Here is a 17375-nt window from a genome sequence, read left to right on the forward strand (position 1 = left end):
TTTTTATTTCAAGTCCATCAGTATTTATTTGTTCATGGTTTGTTGTGCTTGAGTTACAAGGCGCTTTGTAATTTCTCCACCTACGGAACCATTAGAACGAGATGTTGAATCTGCTCCTAACTGTACTCCAAATTCCTGTGCAATTTCAGTTTTCATTTGGTTTAAAGCATTTTCAACTCCAGGTACCACTAGTTGATTGGAATTATTGCTGCGGTTTTGTTGTGCCATTATTCTAATGACCTCCTTGAGAAATTTATCGTCTTGCACCCTTAGCCTTATGGAGGATTGGATTTTATTATGCTCTTTTTGTAAATTTATTGACTGGTAATGTTTGAGAACAATGGATTTTAGTGGCCTTCATCAAAAGGTTTACGTGTAAATGCAGAATAGACATAATTGATCATACTGGTGTAATCAAACACAGGCAAATTCACTTCATCCTGTACAGCTTTAGCATAAGGAGGAAGCATACTGCATTCCAGCAAAAACATTTTAATATCAGGGTAATCAGCACATAATTGTTTTGCGGCTGTTACTACCTCAACCTGAACTTTTTCCGTATCTAAAATCCCCCATTCGTCGATAGCAAAGCTGCGGAAATTCGGCTCATTTTCCAGGCCTTTGATTACGATTGGATCCTCCATCGAATGGATGTCTATACTTGATAGCAGATTTTGATCCAATAAATTTGAATCTGCTGTTATAACTCCTATTTTTTCATCTTCTTGAATAAGATGTTTCAGGAAGTGAAATTGAAGCAGGCTGGACAGAAAAACCGGTACCTTTAAATCTCTTGATAGACGCTTTTGAAAAATAGCCATATACCCGCAGTCACCGGTAATGGCTTTCACTCCATTTTGCACAAGATTACGTGCAGCCTCAAGAAACGGGTAATAAAACTTATCATCAGACTCAACCATATTATTCGATTTTAGTCCATTTACTGTTTCATACCTCACCGGAAAGGGAAACGTATGGGCATTTCCTATATCACCAGGTATAAAGGGAGCATAGGAATCAAGCATAAGAATTCCCAATGTTTCTCCATAGCTGACTTGTCCAGGATTGGCGTAATAAATCACTTGGTTATCACCCCTTGTCCTATTAAGAAGTCCGTTTCTATCTCATCTTTTATCATGAATTCTGGAATAAACTCCAAGGAAATTCTTTTGGGGGGCTGCATTCAACATGAACATCATCCTCACGTGTTGGATGGGGTAAATGAAGCATGTTTGACCAGAGTGCAATTTGCTGCCCCGGCTTATTGACAAACTGTCCATATTTCTGATCACCATACAGAGGGTAACCTGTTTCCGACAGCTGTACCCTGATTTGATGAGAGCGCCCTGTCTGCAGCTGAATCGATAACAGACTCAGATTCTCCTGTTCTGATTGTTGAAGTACACTGTAGTTAAGAACAGCTTTTTTCGCCTGGTTATGATTGGACGAAACAGAAAAAACTTTATTTTGACGTCTGTCTTTATACAAATAGTGCTCTAACACTCCATTTTGCTGATAAGGCAGACCACGAACCACAGCAAGATAGGTTCTTTTCAGCACTTTTCTGCGAATCATATCCGAGAGTCTTGACGCAGCTTTTGAGGTTTTTGCAAAAACCATAACACCACCTACCGGTCGATCCAGACGGTGAACGAGGCCCAGATAGACATTGCCGGGCTTTTGGTATCGAATTTTAATGTCTTCTTTTAAGATATTCAGCAGGTCCTTATCCTTTGATTGATCAGACTGAACAGGGATATTAACGGGCTTTTCCACAATTAAAAGGTGATTATCTTCATATAAAACAGGTATATTCATCGCTCTTATTAACTCCTTCATTCAAACTTAACTGTCATATCTTTCTCATAGTGTAAACCAAAAGAGTACCGATTAAAAAGGAACAGACCATAAACCTGTTTTTTTCCTAAAAATATTATACTTCTATAGCATGTGCTGAAGAAATAAAGGTTTGTATACGTTCAAAATCCAATTTTGCCTGTTCATACCCCTGATCATATAATCTCTGCAGTTTGACAGGATTTTTTTCAACTCGCCCAACATCCAGCTTTTCTTTTGGCCGAATGATCAATACATTCCCCTTCTCTTCCTGCTCCTCTAAATAGTCAATAGTCTGATTATATTTTTCATGGCGGTTCATCACGGCTTCAATTAACCCTTCATAATGACCGTATTTTTTCTTCAGCAGCCATTTGTATTTTGCTTTACTCTTTCGATATCCTTTATTTCTGGTAAGAACGACAACGTTTTTACTGTATCCGTCCTGCTCCGCTTTTTTAATCGGTATCGGGTCAGCAATTCCGCCATCTAATAAGTACCGGCCTTCAAATTCAATTTCCGGAGCCATAAATGGTAAGGAACTTGAAGCACGCAGCAAAGTCAGCATATCATGTTTATAATTAGATTTATCAAAATAAACAGGCTCGCCAGTCTGACAGTCCGTGGTGCCGACAACAAATTCTTCGGATGCCTGATTAAAGGCTTCATAGTCGAATGGGACCAATTGATTGGGCAGCTGATCAAAAATAAAGTCCATTCCAAATAGCTCTCCCTGTTTTAAAAATCGCTTATACGATATATATTCGGGATGGGTAATATAATCAATGTTAACGGTCCGATTACGATCAATTTGTCTGGCTAAGTATGAACTTCCATTACACGCACCGGCTGAAACGCCAATGACATATGGAAGGTAAACCTCTTTTTCCATCAGATAATGTAAAACACCACCGGTAAAAACGCCTCTCATACCTCCGCCTTCTAATACTAAACCAGTATTTTGCATGATTAGTCATTCTCCTCATCAGTAAAATGGTTTAATTCCTATTTTAACATAATGATTAAATCATTTAAGTGTATGGCATGAAAAAAGCTGACACAAAGTCAGCTTTTATACGTCCAGCTCCAGCACAAAGCGACAGCGAGACTTCCTTGAGCTCCCTAGGATTTGCTTACTGATTCCCAGTAGTAAACGATGGTTTCCATTCCTTTGTCAAAGCTTTCAAGAGGGAAGCTCTCATTTGGTGAATGAAGTCCATCATCTGGTGTTCCAAAGCCCAGTAATACAACAGGGTGTTTATAGAGCTGATCAATCAATTCAACTACAGGGATTGAACCACCCATCCGGACAAAGACTGTTTCTTTCCCAAAGGCTTTTGTAAAACTCTCGGCTGCTTTTTGTATAAGAGGATGATCAGGATCAACCTTATAGGCCTTTGCAGATAAAGGCTCCCTTGTTATATCAATCGTTACACCTACAGGTACGTGAGTTTCCAGATGGTTCACAATTAAATCCTGGATACGATCCGGATCTTGTCCAGGTACTAAGCGGCAGGTAATTTTTGCAGTAGCCGCAGAAGGAATGATGGTTTTCGTTCCTTCTCCCTGATATCCACTGTAAAGGCCGTTGATTTCCATCGTAGGACGTGCCATCGTGTGTTCTTTTGCCGTAAAGCCTTTTTCAGGTGTGGTTTCCGGTACACCCGTACTTGTTTCAAAATCTTCTCCCGGTACTTCTTTAATAAGCTTTCTCTCCTCTGCTGAGAGCTCTTCAACTCCATCATAAAACCCGTCTACGGTTACAACCTCTTCTTCATTTTTCAGAGATGTAAGCAGGTGGGCCATGGCCATCGCCGGATTACGCACGGCCCCGCCATACATACCTGAGTGTAAATCACTGGAAGGTCCATTTAATGTAAATTCAAGACCTGTAAACCCTTTTAATCCATATGTAATCGTAGGCTGACCCTGTTCAACCATTCCTGAATCAGAAATAACGGAAAAATCAGCGGCAAACTTGTCTTTCTGCTCTTTTAAAATTTGAGTTAAGTTTTCACTTCCAATTTCCTCTTCCCCCTCAATGCATACTTTTACATTAAGAGGAAGCTCACCTGTTGTATTCATAAAGGCTTCGAACACAGCTAAGTGCATAAAAACCTGCCCTTTATCGTCACTTGAACCCCGGGCATAGATACGGTCATTTCTTACTTCCGGTTTAAATGGCTCACTTTTCCATTCCTCATATGGATCGGCAGGCTGGACATCATAATGGCCATAAAATAAAGCAGTTGGGGCTCCCTCTGCCTTCATCCATTCACCAAATACCAATGGATGTTTTTCCGTATCAATCACTTCTACCTTGTCAAATCCAATTTCGGTTAAGTAATCCGCAACGAATTGAGCGCCCTTTTTAACATCTTCCTTATGTTCAGAATCGGTACTGACACTTGGTATGGACAAGAATTCATACAAACGATTAAGCAAAGCTTCCCGGTTATCCTGTAAGTATTGTACAACTTTATCAGTCATGATATTTATACTCCCTTTCTTACTATGCCTGTTTTACTCCTCTCCCTTATTGTAGCATAATTGGTTTGCATATAAATGGAAAGTCAGAATTTATGATTCAGACGGCAATTCCGTTTCTTTTTTCTTTCGTTTCCTGTTAGGTCTGGGCTCTCTTTTTCTTTTTTGCCTTGGCTCCCTGCTTAAAGCTTTAAATAACGAATAGCACATCATAATTAAAATGACTGCAAAAGGAAGTGCCGAGATAAGTGAAGCCGTTTGCAGTCCTTGTAATCCACTGCTGATAATCAATACTGCTGCAATAGCTGCCTGAAGTATACCCCAAATGATTTTAACAAGCATAGAAGGATTTAAGTCTCCATTTGTGGTCATAATGCCTAATACGAATGTAGCGGAATCAGCTGACGTGATTAAAAAAGTAAAGATTAATAGAATAGCCAGCACGGATAACAGCATTGTAAATGGGAAATGGTCAAATGTCGCAAACAACGCACTTGTTACATCCTGATTCACAGCCTGGGCAATGTTTGTACCATGAAATAAATCAAGGTTTAACGCGGAACCGCCAAAAACAGACATCCACACCATAGCCAGCACAGGTGGAACAATTAGAACTCCTAAAATAAACTCTCTTATTGTTCGCCCTTTAGAAACCCTGGCAATAAAGGATCCAACAAAAGGTGACCAGGCAATCACCCATGCCCAGTAAAAGATGGTCCAGTCCTGAACCCATGTTCCACCTTCATAAGGAGTAAGACGCAGGCTCATACCTAAAAAATGCTGGAGATAATCCCCGATCCCAAGGGTTAGTGAATTTAAAATGAACACAGTCGGTCCCAAAAATAAAAAGAATAGCATTAATAGCAGGGCAAGACTTAAATTTAAATTACTAAGAAATTTAATCCCTTTATCCAGCCCTGTTGTGGAGGAAAACAGGTACAGCACAAGCAAGACAGCAGTGATGATCAGCTGTGTTGTTGTTCCACTTGGCCACTGAAAAACATAATTTAGTCCTCCGTTTATTTGCATAATTCCCATACCAAGAGAAGTTGCAACCCCCATAACAGTTGCAATTACAGCAAGTGTATCTACAGGAATCCTGATTCCACTTTTCCTCTCTTCACCGATAATTGGATTTAATGTTGAGCTGATTAAACCGGTTGTCTTTTTTCTATATTGAAAATAGGCTAAAGCCAACCCTACGATGGTAAACACAGACCACTGGTGAATCCCCCAGTTAAAAAAAGCATATCGCATGGCCTCCCGTGCTGCGTCTGCTGTAAGAGGCTCCGTATCAACTGGAGTAATTAGAAAATGCTGCATCGGTTCTGCTACACCCCAGAATACAAGTCCAACACCAAAACCAGCACTAAATAGCATCCCGATCCATGTGAAGAAGGGATAGTCAGGCTTACTATCATCACCGCCCAATCTGATTTTTCCAAATCGGCTGATAGCCAGAAAAACACAGAAAAATACAATGCCCAATACCGTTACTAGATAAAACCAGCCAAATGCACGTGTAGTAAAACCATAAATTGCAGTGGCTACCTCTGCAAAGCTCTCAGGCAATACCGCTCCCCATATAACTAAAATTGTGATAAAAAAGGAAGAAGCCCAAAAAACAATATTATTGGGTGAATGATTTCGTTTCACAAAAAAACCCCCATTTTGTTCATTCATACAGTTATTATTCGAAAAACAACCGTAATTATACAAAGGGGGAAATTTATACTTTTGTATAATACCAAAACAATCATAATATTGTTACGATTATTTTGATAAATGAGCGTTTCTGATGAATGGTTTCTGAAGAGGGATTGTTAGTTTCATCAAACGTTCATATGTACAAACCACAAGGAGGTATTATGATGTCTGAGTCCGTCAATGAACCAAATGAACAACAGACAGAAAAGTCATCAACGGGAATGGATTTAAATGTAGCTGGATTGCTGTGCTATTTAGCCGGAATCGTAACAGGAATTATATTTCTGGTCATAGAAAAAGAAAGTCCCTTCGTTAAGTTTCATGCCCTGCAATCGATTTTCACTTTCTTAGGCGTTTTTGTGATCAGTACGATTTTAGCTTTTATCCCAATAATTGGATGGATGCTTAGTCTGCTTCTCTATCCATTGGTATTAATCTTATGGATCATCTTAATGGTGAAAGCCTATCAGGGAAAGCAAATGAAACTTCCCATTGTAGGGGATATGGCTGAAAAACAGGCAAAATCACAATCTTAAGCAATAAACATCGACCTTTTTCCAGCCGTGGAGTAAGTTCATGATAAATTAATAAAAATATCAAGGAAAAACCAGATAATCATCATGAATTGGACAATGATTTTAGCAACAGTACTGCCAAAAAAACCTAGAAATGACCCAAATGCAGCTTTTAATGATTTTTCCATAGACTTCTCCTGAATCATTTCCACGAGAAAAACAGTGATAAATGGTAAGATAATAATCCCAAATGGCGGAATGATAAAGGATCCGACAATAACTGCTATGGCTGCGGACCTTTCCCCCCATTTACTCCCTCCGTATTTCTTGACAAAGTGACTGTTAACGATTATATCAGCCACTAACAGGACAATCGTAAGAAATATCATTGGGATCCAGAAATAAAAAGAAAGAGTTTCATTGTTAATTCCAAAATAATAAACGAGAAAACCGCCCCAAATCACAAGAACTGAAGGAATAATTGGAAAAATCAGCCCTATAAAGCTTAATACAAATAAACCAATGACGAGAAACCATAGTAGAATATCCAGCATGAAAAGCCCTCCTGTTTAACGATTTGACAATTTTATTACGCATTAACTGGCCGAAATACCCCCACTTCAAGTCTTGAGGGTAACTAAACAAGACTAAGTGGGGGATTAGAGAAAACCACCACTGATGGAAGTTTCACTTTATGCTGTTCTTACCCTGAAATATACCAGAATTGTAAAGATTTTGTCACTCCTCATTGATTACTCATTCCAAAATGAAAGCATTTCTGTTATACAATGAAGGTAGACAAAAAAGTAAAGTTGGAACCAGGAGTGATTCATATGAAAAAAATCATACTCTTTTCTTCATTCTTCCTGCTTATATTATTCTTCACCGGCTGTGGTACACAGGAAGAGAAAGGGACAAAATCAAAGACGGATGATGAACAGCTTCAAATGATTGATGTCTCCCTCCAGTTGCCATCATCCATTCAGGTTAATGAAGAAGTGCCACTGAAGGCTGCCGTTACATTAGGTGAAGAAAAGGTTGAGGATGCAACCTACGTAAAATTTGAAATCTGGAAAAAAGGATCAGCTGAAGAAAATCATGAAAAAATCAAGGCAGAACATAAGGGGGACGGTGTCTATTCCATTACAAAAACGTTTAGCGAGTCAGGTACCTATAATATTATTGCCCATACCCAGGCCAGAGGAATGCACAACATGCCAAAGGAAGAGTTTACCGTAAGTGAATAATGAATGATAAAAAGGGCTGGAGCCAAATTTTTTAACCTGGCAGCACAGCCCTTTTTTTAATATTTAAAATCCATTCTTACATAGCACTCTTTATCCTAGCGCATTTATTTTCTGCGTTAGGGTCCTGAGCAGGATTAAATTTTGGTATTTTTCTTTTTAGTACGCTGCTCCAGCTGTGATCTTGGCTGCTGATCGGCCACATCTTCAGAAAGACCTTGAGGATTTACGCTCGGAGCCTTTTGCCCTTTGTTACGTGTTTTTTCATGTTTAGCCAAAAGAAACACCTCCAGTCCTATTTTGGGAAGTGTTTCTTTTTTTATTCTGTCTATAATGTTTGTATAAAAATTCGTTCTTAAGAAAAAAGTAAGAAACAGAAAGGTGGTGCTTCTCTTGGTCTTTCAACCGGAATTTCAACAGTTGTTTAAAGAGGTTGTACAAAAGCTTGAACGTGAAAATGTTGTATTTACACAGGACCAGCAGCAGGTGCTTAAGCAGGCCTTCAAAGACTGTTATGATACGGGCTATGAAGATGGTATAACAGATGGAACAGAAATCAGTGAACGACCGATTTCCGGATAAAAGTTATACCACTTGATCTACTTGTTTAATCAAATTTTTAAACTCAAGCTCTTCAAATTTCTGGTTTACTCTGGTGATATCCACCGTCCACTTTGCTTCATCAAGGGTACTCTCCAGTGGAACCTCACAGAAAATTTCAGCAAGCTCTCTTGACAAATGGAGGTCTTCTAAATTTTCTTCAATCTTTTTTCGTACACCCTTCGAAAGGTGGTTTATATTTTCTAAAATACCATCGATACTTTCGTATTGTTGAATAAGCTTTAATGCAGTTTTTTCCCCAATACCTTTTACACCGGGATAATTATCGGACGTATCCCCCATCAGTCCTTTGATATCTACAATCTGCATGGGGTGAATTCCTTTTTGCTCGAGAAAGTTGTCTGCATGGTAAACAGCGTAATTCCCCTGCCCTTTTTTCATAATGGCCACTTTAATGTTTTCATCCACAAGCTGAAGAATATCCTGATCACCTGTCAAAATCAGGACGTTATCCTCCTTCCCGTACTGTTTTGCCAAGGTACCAATACAGTCATCTGCCTCGTAACCTTCCATTCCTATATTCGGTACTCCAAAGGATTCCACAGCCTCCTTTACCAGATCAAACTGTGGTATGAGTTCCTCCGGTGGTGCACTACGGTTGGCCTTATAAGATTCATATTTATCATTTCGAAATGTTTTGCTTCCCATATCCCAGCAGCAAATCACATGGGTAGGCTTAAATGTCTGAACAGCATTCAGGAAATATCTCATAAACCCGAAGATTCCATTGGTTGGTACGCCTTTTGAATTCATCATAAAGTTGCCTGTAAAGGATGTAGCAAAAAAACCTCTAAACAGAAGTGCCATTCCATCCACAATCATTAAGTCATTTTTATTCATCGTTACGATTCCCTTCTTCATATTCTCAAATTCTATTTTATCAAATATTGTTCCCAAATCGTGCAGAGAATTACAGGAAAATAGTCCAGTTAAAATAGTTATTTTTAAGAATATTTTAACATCCGGAGCGTATAATATCATGAAATCTTATACGAGTGGAGGTTTTCTGTATGGAACAGCAGGGAACACCAATCAAGCCAAAAGATCCAGATAGTAAAGGGATGGCCATAGCTGCTTTGGTGTGTGGGGTCGTAGCTCTGGTCTTATACTGGTTCCCCTTTCTCCCTTATCCTCTGGCTATTTTAGGAGTTGTTTTTGGGTTAATTGGATTAAAACAGAGTAAGGCAATGGGATTGACAGGAGTTATCACCGGAATCATAACACTTATCTTAAAGGCCTGGTTCTGGATCGATTTCCTGTCCTATTTTTAAGATTTCCTTAAGGACTGCTATCCATAGAAAATAGCAGCCCTTTTTTGAGAATGCATATGTGCTTATAATTCCACGGCTTCAGCTAGAAGAGAATAGCTTCTTAGTTTAGCCTGAAAATCATAGATGTTCGTAATAATCATAAATTCATCCGTTTGATAAACCTCGCTCAGCTCTTCTAATTTCTGTTTTACTTCAAAAGGAGTCCCGATAACACACCGCTTTCGATTATTTTGGACTTTTTCCAGTTCACGCTGTGTAAATGTCTTCGCTTTTACTTCATCAATAGATGGAACTCTCGTATCCTTTCCCATTTCCACATTAAGTAACCACAGGTCCTGACTTAGTGCCAGTCGTTCAGCTTCATTTCTCGATTCAGCACAAACCACGAAAATACAGACATTTACATAAGGTTTCTTTTGACTTGAAGAAGCCTGAAAATGTCTGTAATAGGTATCAATGGCCTTTTCACCATTTGCAGGGTTAATAAAATGCCCAAAGGTGAAGCTGGTACTATTCTTAGCTGCGGTTTTTGCTCCCCTTTCGGATAAACCTAATACCCAGAGATCTGGATTTGTTATAGTTTCAGGCGTCGCTTTCACCTTATGAAAATCATGCCCGGAAGGTAGATTCCCATTAATGAAGCCGGATAAATCCTCAAGCTGTCTGGGGAATTCATTTAAGCTTTTATTCATGCCATCCGTTAACGCTAGTCGGGTTGCGTGATTTCCACCTGGAGAACGCCCTACGCCAAGGTCTATGCGGTTTGGGTAAAGGGTTTCCAGAACCTTAAAATTTTCTGCTACTTTAAAAGGGCTGTATTGTGGTAATAATACACCGCCTGAACCTACTTTTATATGGTTCGTTTTCGCTGCGATATGTGAGATAAGAACTTCTGGTGATGTCCCCGCCAGTCCTTTCGTATTATGGTGCTCAGCCAACCAATAGCGTGTATAGCCGAGATTTTCTGTATGTCTGGCTAACTCAACCGATTTCCTGAATGATGTAGCAGCTGTATCGCCTTTAGATATTGGGGACTGGTCAAGTACGCTTAGTTTCAAACTTGATTCTCCTCTCAATGTTCATTCTCCGTTTGGTATTTTTCATCAAATGTTTATTTCAGGTTGTCCGGGTTATCCTGTTTGGTTCCGATTTCAGAAAATAGGTTTTGAGTATTTTCTGACGGCTGTTGATCATACATATTCATCAGTTTTTTAAACTCCCTGACAGTTAACGGCTTTGCTTCATCAGCCAGTTCATACCCAATTTGACCATTCGGTTCAAGAGTAGCTGTCTTTACATCAGATATGCTGGATATCCCCTGCTGTCTTAGCCGCATTTCCAGCTGATCCACAGTGAAACGTAAGGAGCGTAATGTTTTTACATCAACCTGTCCATTCTTAATAATGACCTTTGATTTACCTGTGATCAATTTCTCTAAAATATTAAATTTCAACTGTATGAACTCCATTATAATCAGTGCCAAGATAAATATTCCCGAAGCTAAAATGGTACGGATCACACTTTTTTCGATGATCGGCTGAATAATAATGGATCCAATGGAAATCATGACAACCGTCTGTGCTAATGTCATTTGAGATATTGATTTTCTTCCGGCCATCCTCAATAATAATACACCTGACAACACCAGAATAGCAGATTTTACAATAGCTGAAACCAATTTGGATCCTCCTTACACTCTTTTCTATTTCTTAGCATGTCTTTTTTAAGATCATTCATTCCTGTTACAAGGATGGAGACTTGAAAAATAGGCGGAACGAAAAAAGCCTGGATTCTTGTAATCCAGGCCGTAATGCTGTGGTTAACGTATGATGGATACTTAAAAATCACAAACTTATTCAAGACCTTTTCTTCTGAATCCTACTCTTGAGCGATATTGCTGTGGCGCACGATGAAGATACCCCAACGGTAAACTGTAAAAGTGAACTAATTTTGTAAACGGAATGGCTGTAATGAAGCTGGTGGCAGGTCTGCATACCAATCGTAAAAACTTAAAATGGTTCCCCCGATCAGAGATAAAAATCGGGTTCCTCCTGCATAACTGACCATAGACATGGCAGGAATTGGGCTAAAGCCTGTCACGCGGTCGGGGCCGTATTTTTTTATCGTATGAATCGTTGCACTCCCAATCATTTCACACACTTCATGCCCGCTTGCTCTTACAAATCCACCTTTCCCCCTGGCATTTACATATTTAGCACGTTTTTCCGGATCCGAGGTAATATTACTCCAGGCTTCTACCGGATTCTGTCCCTCGTCCATTTCTGCTTTCCACATTTTATATAAATCGCCGCGAACATAAGGATATTTAACACGAACCGGGCTGTATGTATACCAGGAATAGCTAGCACCTCTTGGACATCCTCTGGGTTCATATTCAGGAAAATCTGCATCTGTAGTTGGATAATCCGTTTGCTGGGTTTCAGATGTGATAATTCCATCCTTTACGTAAATTTTCCAGCTGCATGATCCCGTACAGTTTACTCCATGAGTGGAACGGACAATTTTGTCGTGCTGCCATCTCTTTCGATACACCAACTCTTAAGAAAGCTTCTTTTTATCATATAAGATTCCTCAGTGTCAGTTATGTACCAGATTTGCAATCACTTAATACTTGATAACTTTCCTTTTCTCTAACCTTAGGTAAACAAATCGTAAAAGTTGTTCCATTTTCTGATTTACTGTTGACCTTAATCTGACCCTGATGATGTTCAATAATTCGATAGGATACCATTAAGCCAAGACCTGTTCCTTCCTTCTTGGTTGTATAAAACGATTTTCCAATATTTTTCAGTTGATGATTGGGGATTCCTGCACCATAATCCGTTACTTTTATATATCCATTTATGCAATCCTGACAAAGCTGAATCTCAACGTTATGGTTAGGTTCAGATGCCTCTATCGCATTTTTTACTAAATTAATTAATACCTGTTTTAGTTGAGCTTCATCACCATGTACAAACACGTCCGGCGAATGCTCATTCTTTTTTAGATATATATGATTCTTATTCGCCTGTATTTCCATAAGGGAGAATACATCCTGTATAATATCCTTCAAATTATGCTGACCAAAATGATTATTAGGCTTTGCGAACGAAAGCATGTTTACTGCCATTGCTTCCATTCGTTCCACTTCTGCCTTTAAGATATTGATATAGTCTTTCGTGTCAATAGTGCCTGCCTCCATGAGCTGTAAAAATCCTTTAACAGAAGTCAGTGGATTTTTTATTTCATGAACAATACCGGCACTCAATTCTCCTGTCAGAGCCAGTTTTTCAGTCTGCATAGCTAATTTTTCAGCCTCAATTTGTTTATCAATGGCCTTCAAATTTCCCAATATGTAAGAGTCCTGATCATTCTCAATTCGGTAGAACACGGAATCAACCCAGACATAGGTACCTATATTTTTCTTTACTCGAAAGCGTACTTGTTTCTGCTCAGCATTATAGGATAAAGTTTTAAAGATGTATTTAACCCGGCTACGGTCCTGGGGATGAACATAGTCAAATGCTGAACGTCCTATTAGCAGGTCTGATTTATACCCAAAGGCACTATTTACGGAGGGCGTCACATAAGTTATCGCTCCATTATCGTTATAATAAGCAATCACATCGGAAATATATTTTGAGATATTATGGTATTTCTCCTTCAGTTCAACAAAATCACTTCTGAGTTTTATGGAATCTGTATTCTCCATGCAAATCTGGACATAGCTTTGCCGACTATCGTATGGGTATATATAAAGCTTCGTTGTAACAAGATTATCCCCTTTTGTTCGTAAAGTTATGTTTTTGATTTCTACTGATTTTTCACCTGTTAATACCTTTTCTATATTTAATTGCAACCGATTATAGTCCTTTTCCGGAAATATATCCCACAGGAAAACAGGCGAATTTTTCTCATACCCTAACAGTCGATAGCTGTTCTGATTTGCATATATGATCGTATTGTTATCCGTAATCATAATTGGGCCAGGTGCATTGTCTAAAACCTTATTGAAGTTCAAAAGTGTTTCCTGCATGTTCATTATGAATACCCCTTTAACTATATTTCTCTGATGATGATATGTTCGTGTACATAATATTTTATAAGCTTCATACCCTCAATTCCCTTAAAGTAAACACTTCACACTAAAAAATGTATAATTTAGTGAATTTCAGATACATTTTAAGAATATGTATCATTTTATTTTTATCGTTCAACTTAATACCGAGTACACCAATAAGGAGAATCCACAATGCTTGAACTTTTAAAAAAAGGAAACAAGTCTTCAGGTATTGCCGCACTTGGAAATGCAGGACTGGCAGTAGCTAAAGGAATTGCTGCTGCGATCAGTGGCAGTGGTGCGATGTTTGCAACAACGATTCACTCCATAGCAGATACTACAAACCAGGGATTCGTTTTTTTCGGAAGTGCATTAGCCGAAAAAGAACCAACAGAAAAATTCCCTGCCGGTTTTGGGCGAGTCGTTAACCTGTTTGTTTTAGTAGCTGTAGTTGTGATTTCAATAATGGCTTACGAGACCATTATTAAAGGATGGCATTTAATTCAGAATCCAAGTGAAGCTACACATCTATGGCTAAATATGGGGATTCTATCATTATCCATTATTGTTGATGGCTATATATTATTGAAAGCGATGAAGGAAATTGCCGAGGAATCCCGTACAGAAGCCAGTGGTTTTTCAGTTATTCCGGAAGCGTTTCGCAATTTACAATATGCTTCTCCTCCCACAAGGCTCGTTTTTTATGAGGATATTGTAGCGACATCAGGTGCATTTTTAGCCTTAATAAGTATCCTTCTTGCCCATTTTACAGGCTTTCTGCTTCTGGATGGTATTGGTACAATGCTTATAGGTATTCTTTTGATCGGAATTGCATTGAAAATCGGATATGATAATACGATTGGTTTAATTGGTGTTGCCGCACCTGCAAAAATTGAAAATCGGATTGCTGAAGTTATTTTAGATGAACCCCAGGTAGTCGATATATCTGAAATGAAGGTTATACAGGTAGGAAGGCAATATCATGTAGATAGTTATATCGAACTGACAGAAGGCTTGTCCCTCGAAAAAGCTGATGACATTAAAATAAAGGTTCAAAATAAAATATTAGAGGATCCGGATATTGATGATGTTACTTTGGGGATCTTAGAGTCTGATGACAAAATATCGTGGGAAAAGAGGAAACCCTCAAATTAATTCATAAAAAAAGTCGCTTTTCAGCGACTTTTTTTACATATCTTCCAGCTCCATTTCCATAAAACGTCGTGTATTTGGACCATAGATGCCATCATTATCCAACGCGCTGAACATGGACTGGAATCTTGCCACAGCATCCTCAGTTAATGAACCATAGATGCCATCTATATATCTTGGGTCAAAGTTTAAGCGTTTCAGAGCTCTTTGTACTTGTTTTACTTCAGGTCCTTCATCGCCTTTCTGAAGAATTCCACCAGGTAAAGGAAAGTCCGTACTGGGCTTACTCGCGCTTGTAACCTCTTTTAACTTTCCTAATGTCTGCTGACCTACCAATCCATCGACAGCAAGATTATAATCTCTTTGGAATCTCATAACAGCTCTTTCTGTTTCAGAGCCAAATACACTGTCAGCACCATATGCAGGTAAGGAATAGCCTGCTTGGATTAAATCCTTTTGAATATCCCTAACAAATTCTCCACTATCACCTTTTCCGATGGGCAACTGCACGGAAGCACCACCCACAACTGGCTCTGGAAGACTTTCTTCTCCCTCAAAATATTTCCGATAGGCCTGCTCTACATCATTGAGAAAGTCGTTCCAGGATACCCCATACCGATTCATTGCATTCTGGGGATCGGTTCTGCGGGAGGGATCAAGCATACTATGCCCAATAATATCTTCATCAGGATCCAAATTAAATTTGTCAATTAAATAGGCATGGTACCAGACATAGCGTTTATAAGCTTCCTGGAAAGAAATATTCCCGCCATAGCACAGTTCAACTCCAATTGCGGCATCATTTGCATTTGCTCCATAGCGACGGTTATCTGTAGATACATTATACCGAACATGCCATGCTTTTTCGTCTAATGGAATGATTTCAAGAATATATCGATCATCAATGAAGGTATGTGCTGATGCAGTTGGGTTCGTATTTTCAAAATAATTTCGATTGCCGTACGCACTTGAACCAGGATTCCCGGTGTCATGACTTACAATGAATTGGACATTCTGAATACTTTGACCGGATCGGGAATTTCCAATGCTTATATAGTCTCTGGTAATTTCGTATTTCATATTCCTCACCCCATATATCTCGTAAAATCCCCTATGCTTACTTTATTAAAGGGATACAGAAGATGTGATAACAAAATGTGAAGACAGGAATAAAGAAATCAGCCACCCCTGTGAGTCGGCTTTTCAAGTGATCTGATATCCTCGTCTAAAGCCTCCATTTTTTGTTCCGCCATCATTCTGGCATCATGAACACCTTGATTATAGAAGAAAGGCGCAACTTCATTTTTCATAAACTCAAATGCTTGGTCTGCTGCCAGCTCTCCTATATCCTCTCCCCGTTCTTCAAGAAAAAACATCTGAATTTTTCTGATTAGTACTCGCTTTTTTTCTAATGAAATCTTCATCTGAAACAGTCCTTTCTATGATTACTCTCTACAATATACCATTTCCAGAGAAACATTTTAGTTGATGGATAAAATTTCTATGCAGTTGTCACCTTTTTATGGAATGAACGTCTAATTAATAAAGTGTTTCAATAGGGGGTTTGTGAATGAAGTGGTTCATGAAATTAGGTATGATTTGCACCATATTGGTATTAGCTGCATGCAGTTCAGATGATACAGGTAAATCAGAAGAATCCAGCCGTTTAGATCAGGCCGATTCTTCTGCGGACATGGTGCAAACTAATGAAAAGGGGCAGGACCAAACGGCAACCGAGGAACAAGCTGAAAATCAAAAAGATACGAATACAGACAATCGCATGATTATGTATCATGCCCGGTTAACCCTTAACATAAAAGATATTGACGGGGCTGTCGAGGACATTACGAGTCGGACCAATCAGATAAACGGCTATGTGGTAGAAACAACGTCAACTAATCGAGATCAACATGTTCAATCTCACATGACGGTCAGAATTCCAAATCCAGAACTCCAATCGTTCACAAAAGAATTAGAAAAACTGAGTGAAAAAGTGGTGGAAAAACATGTAAGAGGAGAAGATGTAACAGAGGAATACACTGATCTGGAGTCCCGCTTAAAGGCAAAAAAAGCAGTGGAAAACCGATTGCTTGAATTTATGAAGGGAGCCGAAAAAACAGAGGATCTTCTGAATATTTCAAAGGACCTGGCAAAAGTACAGGAGGAAATAGAACAAATGGAAGGCAGAATGAAATACCTGGAAAACCGGACAGAATTTGCCGAAGTGACCATTACGCTGAAAGATATATCTGTAAATGTCCCGGGTATTGCAGAAAAAGACTTACAGACAGGAGAACGAATTCAAAAAGCATTTACGAACTCATTAAACCAGCTCTCGAGTTTCTTTTCCGGATTAATCGTTTTTCTGATCGGCTATTCCCCTTTCCTTATTATATTGGCGATTTTCGGAGGGTCAATCTGGTTCTTTAAAAATCGAAAGAATAAAAAAGACACGGAGTCATAACAACAAGTGCTGAGT

At 39.0% G+C, this 17375-nt stretch carries 21 protein-coding genes and 2 pseudogenes; 6 read left to right on the forward strand and 17 right to left on the reverse strand.

Features of this window, described 5'->3' with window-relative positions:
* Positions 1 to 24: 24 nt before the first annotated feature.
* The 6 genes from ACZ5OK_RS09565 to ACZ5OK_RS09590 all read right to left on the reverse strand — a co-directional run bounded on the left by ACZ5OK_RS09565 (position 25) and on the right by ACZ5OK_RS09590 (position 6006).
* A complete protein-coding gene (locus tag ACZ5OK_RS09565) occupies positions 25 to 228 on the reverse strand; it encodes an alpha/beta-type small acid-soluble spore protein (RefSeq protein WP_343836322.1) in 204 nt (67 codons plus the stop codon).
* Between the two features lie 119 nt (positions 229 to 347).
* Positions 348 to 1082 (reverse strand): aspartate/glutamate racemase family protein, encoded by a 735-nt coding sequence (locus ACZ5OK_RS09570; RefSeq protein WP_343836324.1) that lies wholly within the window; start codon positions 1080 to 1082, stop codon positions 348 to 350.
* Between the two features lie 52 nt (positions 1083 to 1134).
* A complete protein-coding gene (locus ACZ5OK_RS09575) occupies positions 1135 to 1818 on the reverse strand; it encodes an RluA family pseudouridine synthase (RefSeq protein ID WP_343837711.1) in 684 nt (227 codons plus the stop codon).
* Positions 1819 to 1933: 115 nt separating this feature from the next.
* A complete protein-coding gene (locus ACZ5OK_RS09580; protein WP_343836326.1) occupies positions 1934 to 2803 on the reverse strand; it encodes a patatin-like phospholipase family protein in 870 nt (289 codons plus the stop codon).
* 155 nt (positions 2804 to 2958) lie between these two features.
* A complete protein-coding gene (locus tag ACZ5OK_RS09585; protein WP_343836329.1) occupies positions 2959 to 4326 on the reverse strand; it encodes a dipeptidase in 1368 nt (455 codons plus the stop codon).
* Positions 4327 to 4416: 90 nt separating this feature from the next.
* Complete coding sequence (locus tag ACZ5OK_RS09590) at positions 4417 to 6006, reverse strand: glycine betaine uptake BCCT transporter (RefSeq protein ID WP_425542160.1); 1590 nt, start codon at positions 6004 to 6006, stop codon at positions 4417 to 4419.
* A 161-nt stretch (positions 6007 to 6167) separates the two neighbouring features.
* Here ACZ5OK_RS09590 and ACZ5OK_RS09595 point away from each other — a divergent pair, with 161 nt between their 5' ends.
* On the forward strand, positions 6168 to 6566 hold the full coding sequence (locus ACZ5OK_RS09595; RefSeq protein ID WP_464758058.1) for a DUF4870 domain-containing protein: 399 nt from the start codon (positions 6168 to 6170) through the stop codon (positions 6564 to 6566).
* A 38-nt stretch (positions 6567 to 6604) separates the two neighbouring features.
* Here the strand turns inward: ACZ5OK_RS09595 and ACZ5OK_RS09600 are convergent, their stop codons facing one another.
* Positions 6605 to 7099 carry a DUF456 domain-containing protein gene (locus tag ACZ5OK_RS09600; protein ID WP_343836334.1) on the reverse strand — a complete coding sequence of 165 codons (495 nt, stop codon included), beginning with the start codon at positions 7097 to 7099 and terminating at the stop codon, positions 6605 to 6607.
* 279 nt (positions 7100 to 7378) lie between these two features.
* Here ACZ5OK_RS09600 and ACZ5OK_RS09605 point away from each other — a divergent pair, with 279 nt between their 5' ends.
* Positions 7379 to 7792 carry a FixH family protein gene (locus ACZ5OK_RS09605; RefSeq protein WP_343836336.1) on the forward strand — a complete coding sequence of 138 codons (414 nt, stop codon included), beginning with the start codon at positions 7379 to 7381 and terminating at the stop codon, positions 7790 to 7792.
* Between the two features lie 134 nt (positions 7793 to 7926).
* On the opposite strand, the gene sspL is transcribed toward ACZ5OK_RS09605, so the two are convergent.
* Positions 7927 to 8067: a small, acid-soluble spore protein L gene (gene sspL / locus ACZ5OK_RS09610; protein WP_343836338.1), complete on the reverse strand. Its 141-nt coding sequence runs from the start codon at positions 8065 to 8067 to the stop codon at positions 7927 to 7929.
* A 115-nt stretch (positions 8068 to 8182) separates the two neighbouring features.
* Between sspL and ACZ5OK_RS09615 the strand changes: the two genes are divergently transcribed.
* Positions 8183 to 8371 (forward strand): hypothetical protein, encoded by a 189-nt coding sequence (locus tag ACZ5OK_RS09615; RefSeq protein ID WP_343836340.1) that lies wholly within the window; start codon positions 8183 to 8185, stop codon positions 8369 to 8371.
* A 3-nt stretch (positions 8372 to 8374) separates the two neighbouring features.
* Here ACZ5OK_RS09615 and ACZ5OK_RS09620 read toward each other — a convergent pair whose 3' ends face one another.
* Positions 8375 to 9250 (reverse strand): 5'-3' exonuclease, encoded by an 876-nt coding sequence (locus tag ACZ5OK_RS09620; RefSeq protein WP_343837713.1) that lies wholly within the window; start codon positions 9248 to 9250, stop codon positions 8375 to 8377.
* A 170-nt stretch (positions 9251 to 9420) separates the two neighbouring features.
* Here ACZ5OK_RS09620 and ACZ5OK_RS09625 point away from each other — a divergent pair, with 170 nt between their 5' ends.
* Positions 9421 to 9681 (forward strand): DUF4190 domain-containing protein, encoded by a 261-nt coding sequence (locus tag ACZ5OK_RS09625; RefSeq protein WP_343836342.1) that lies wholly within the window; start codon positions 9421 to 9423, stop codon positions 9679 to 9681.
* 62 nt (positions 9682 to 9743) lie between these two features.
* Here the strand turns inward: ACZ5OK_RS09625 and ACZ5OK_RS09630 are convergent, their stop codons facing one another.
* The 5 genes and pseudogenes from ACZ5OK_RS09630 to ACZ5OK_RS09650 form a co-directional block, all read right to left on the reverse strand.
* Positions 9744 to 10739, reverse strand: coding sequence for an LLM class flavin-dependent oxidoreductase (locus ACZ5OK_RS09630; protein ID WP_343836344.1), 996 nt, complete (start codon positions 10737 to 10739; stop codon positions 9744 to 9746).
* 53 nt (positions 10740 to 10792) lie between these two features.
* Positions 10793 to 11299 (reverse strand): DUF421 domain-containing protein, encoded by a 507-nt coding sequence (locus ACZ5OK_RS09635; RefSeq protein ID WP_343837715.1) that lies wholly within the window; start codon positions 11297 to 11299, stop codon positions 10793 to 10795.
* A gap of 234 nt (positions 11300 to 11533) precedes the next feature.
* Positions 11534 to 11680 carry a respiratory nitrate reductase subunit gamma gene (locus ACZ5OK_RS09640; RefSeq protein ID WP_425542161.1) on the reverse strand — a complete coding sequence of 49 codons (147 nt, stop codon included), beginning with the start codon at positions 11678 to 11680 and terminating at the stop codon, positions 11534 to 11536.
* Positions 11647 to 12240 (reverse strand): annotated as a pseudogene (locus ACZ5OK_RS09645) (molybdopterin-dependent oxidoreductase); the annotation flags it as partial. The pseudogene ACZ5OK_RS09645 and the gene ACZ5OK_RS09640, both read right to left, overlap by 34 nt.
* Before the next feature lie 43 nt (positions 12241 to 12283).
* Entirely contained in the window at positions 12284 to 13726 is a 1443-nt protein-coding gene (locus tag ACZ5OK_RS09650; RefSeq protein WP_343836346.1) for a PAS domain-containing sensor histidine kinase, read from the reverse strand.
* 210 nt (positions 13727 to 13936) lie between these two features.
* Between ACZ5OK_RS09650 and ACZ5OK_RS09655 the strand changes: the two genes are divergently transcribed.
* Positions 13937 to 14899 carry a cation diffusion facilitator family transporter gene (locus ACZ5OK_RS09655; RefSeq protein ID WP_343836348.1) on the forward strand — a complete coding sequence of 321 codons (963 nt, stop codon included), beginning with the start codon at positions 13937 to 13939 and terminating at the stop codon, positions 14897 to 14899.
* A gap of 33 nt (positions 14900 to 14932) precedes the next feature.
* On the opposite strand, the gene ACZ5OK_RS09660 is transcribed toward ACZ5OK_RS09655, so the two are convergent.
* From ACZ5OK_RS09660 to ACZ5OK_RS09670, 3 genes and pseudogenes are all read right to left on the reverse strand, one after another.
* On the reverse strand, positions 14933 to 15421 hold the full coding sequence (locus ACZ5OK_RS09660; RefSeq protein ID WP_343837717.1) for a peptidoglycan-binding domain-containing protein: 489 nt from the start codon (positions 15419 to 15421) through the stop codon (positions 14933 to 14935).
* Between the two features lie 42 nt (positions 15422 to 15463).
* Positions 15464 to 15976: pseudogene (locus ACZ5OK_RS09665) on the reverse strand (peptidoglycan recognition protein family protein); the annotation flags it as partial.
* A gap of 98 nt (positions 15977 to 16074) precedes the next feature.
* Positions 16075 to 16320, reverse strand: coding sequence for a DUF2164 domain-containing protein (locus ACZ5OK_RS09670; protein WP_343836350.1), 246 nt, complete (start codon positions 16318 to 16320; stop codon positions 16075 to 16077).
* Between the two features lie 146 nt (positions 16321 to 16466).
* On the opposite strand from ACZ5OK_RS09670, the gene ACZ5OK_RS09675 reads away from it, so the two are divergent.
* Positions 16467 to 17360 (forward strand): DUF4349 domain-containing protein, encoded by an 894-nt coding sequence (locus ACZ5OK_RS09675; protein ID WP_343836352.1) that lies wholly within the window; start codon positions 16467 to 16469, stop codon positions 17358 to 17360.
* The last annotated feature ends 15 nt before the right edge of the window (positions 17361 to 17375 follow it).

This window comes from Salinibacillus aidingensis, from assembly GCF_055393355.1.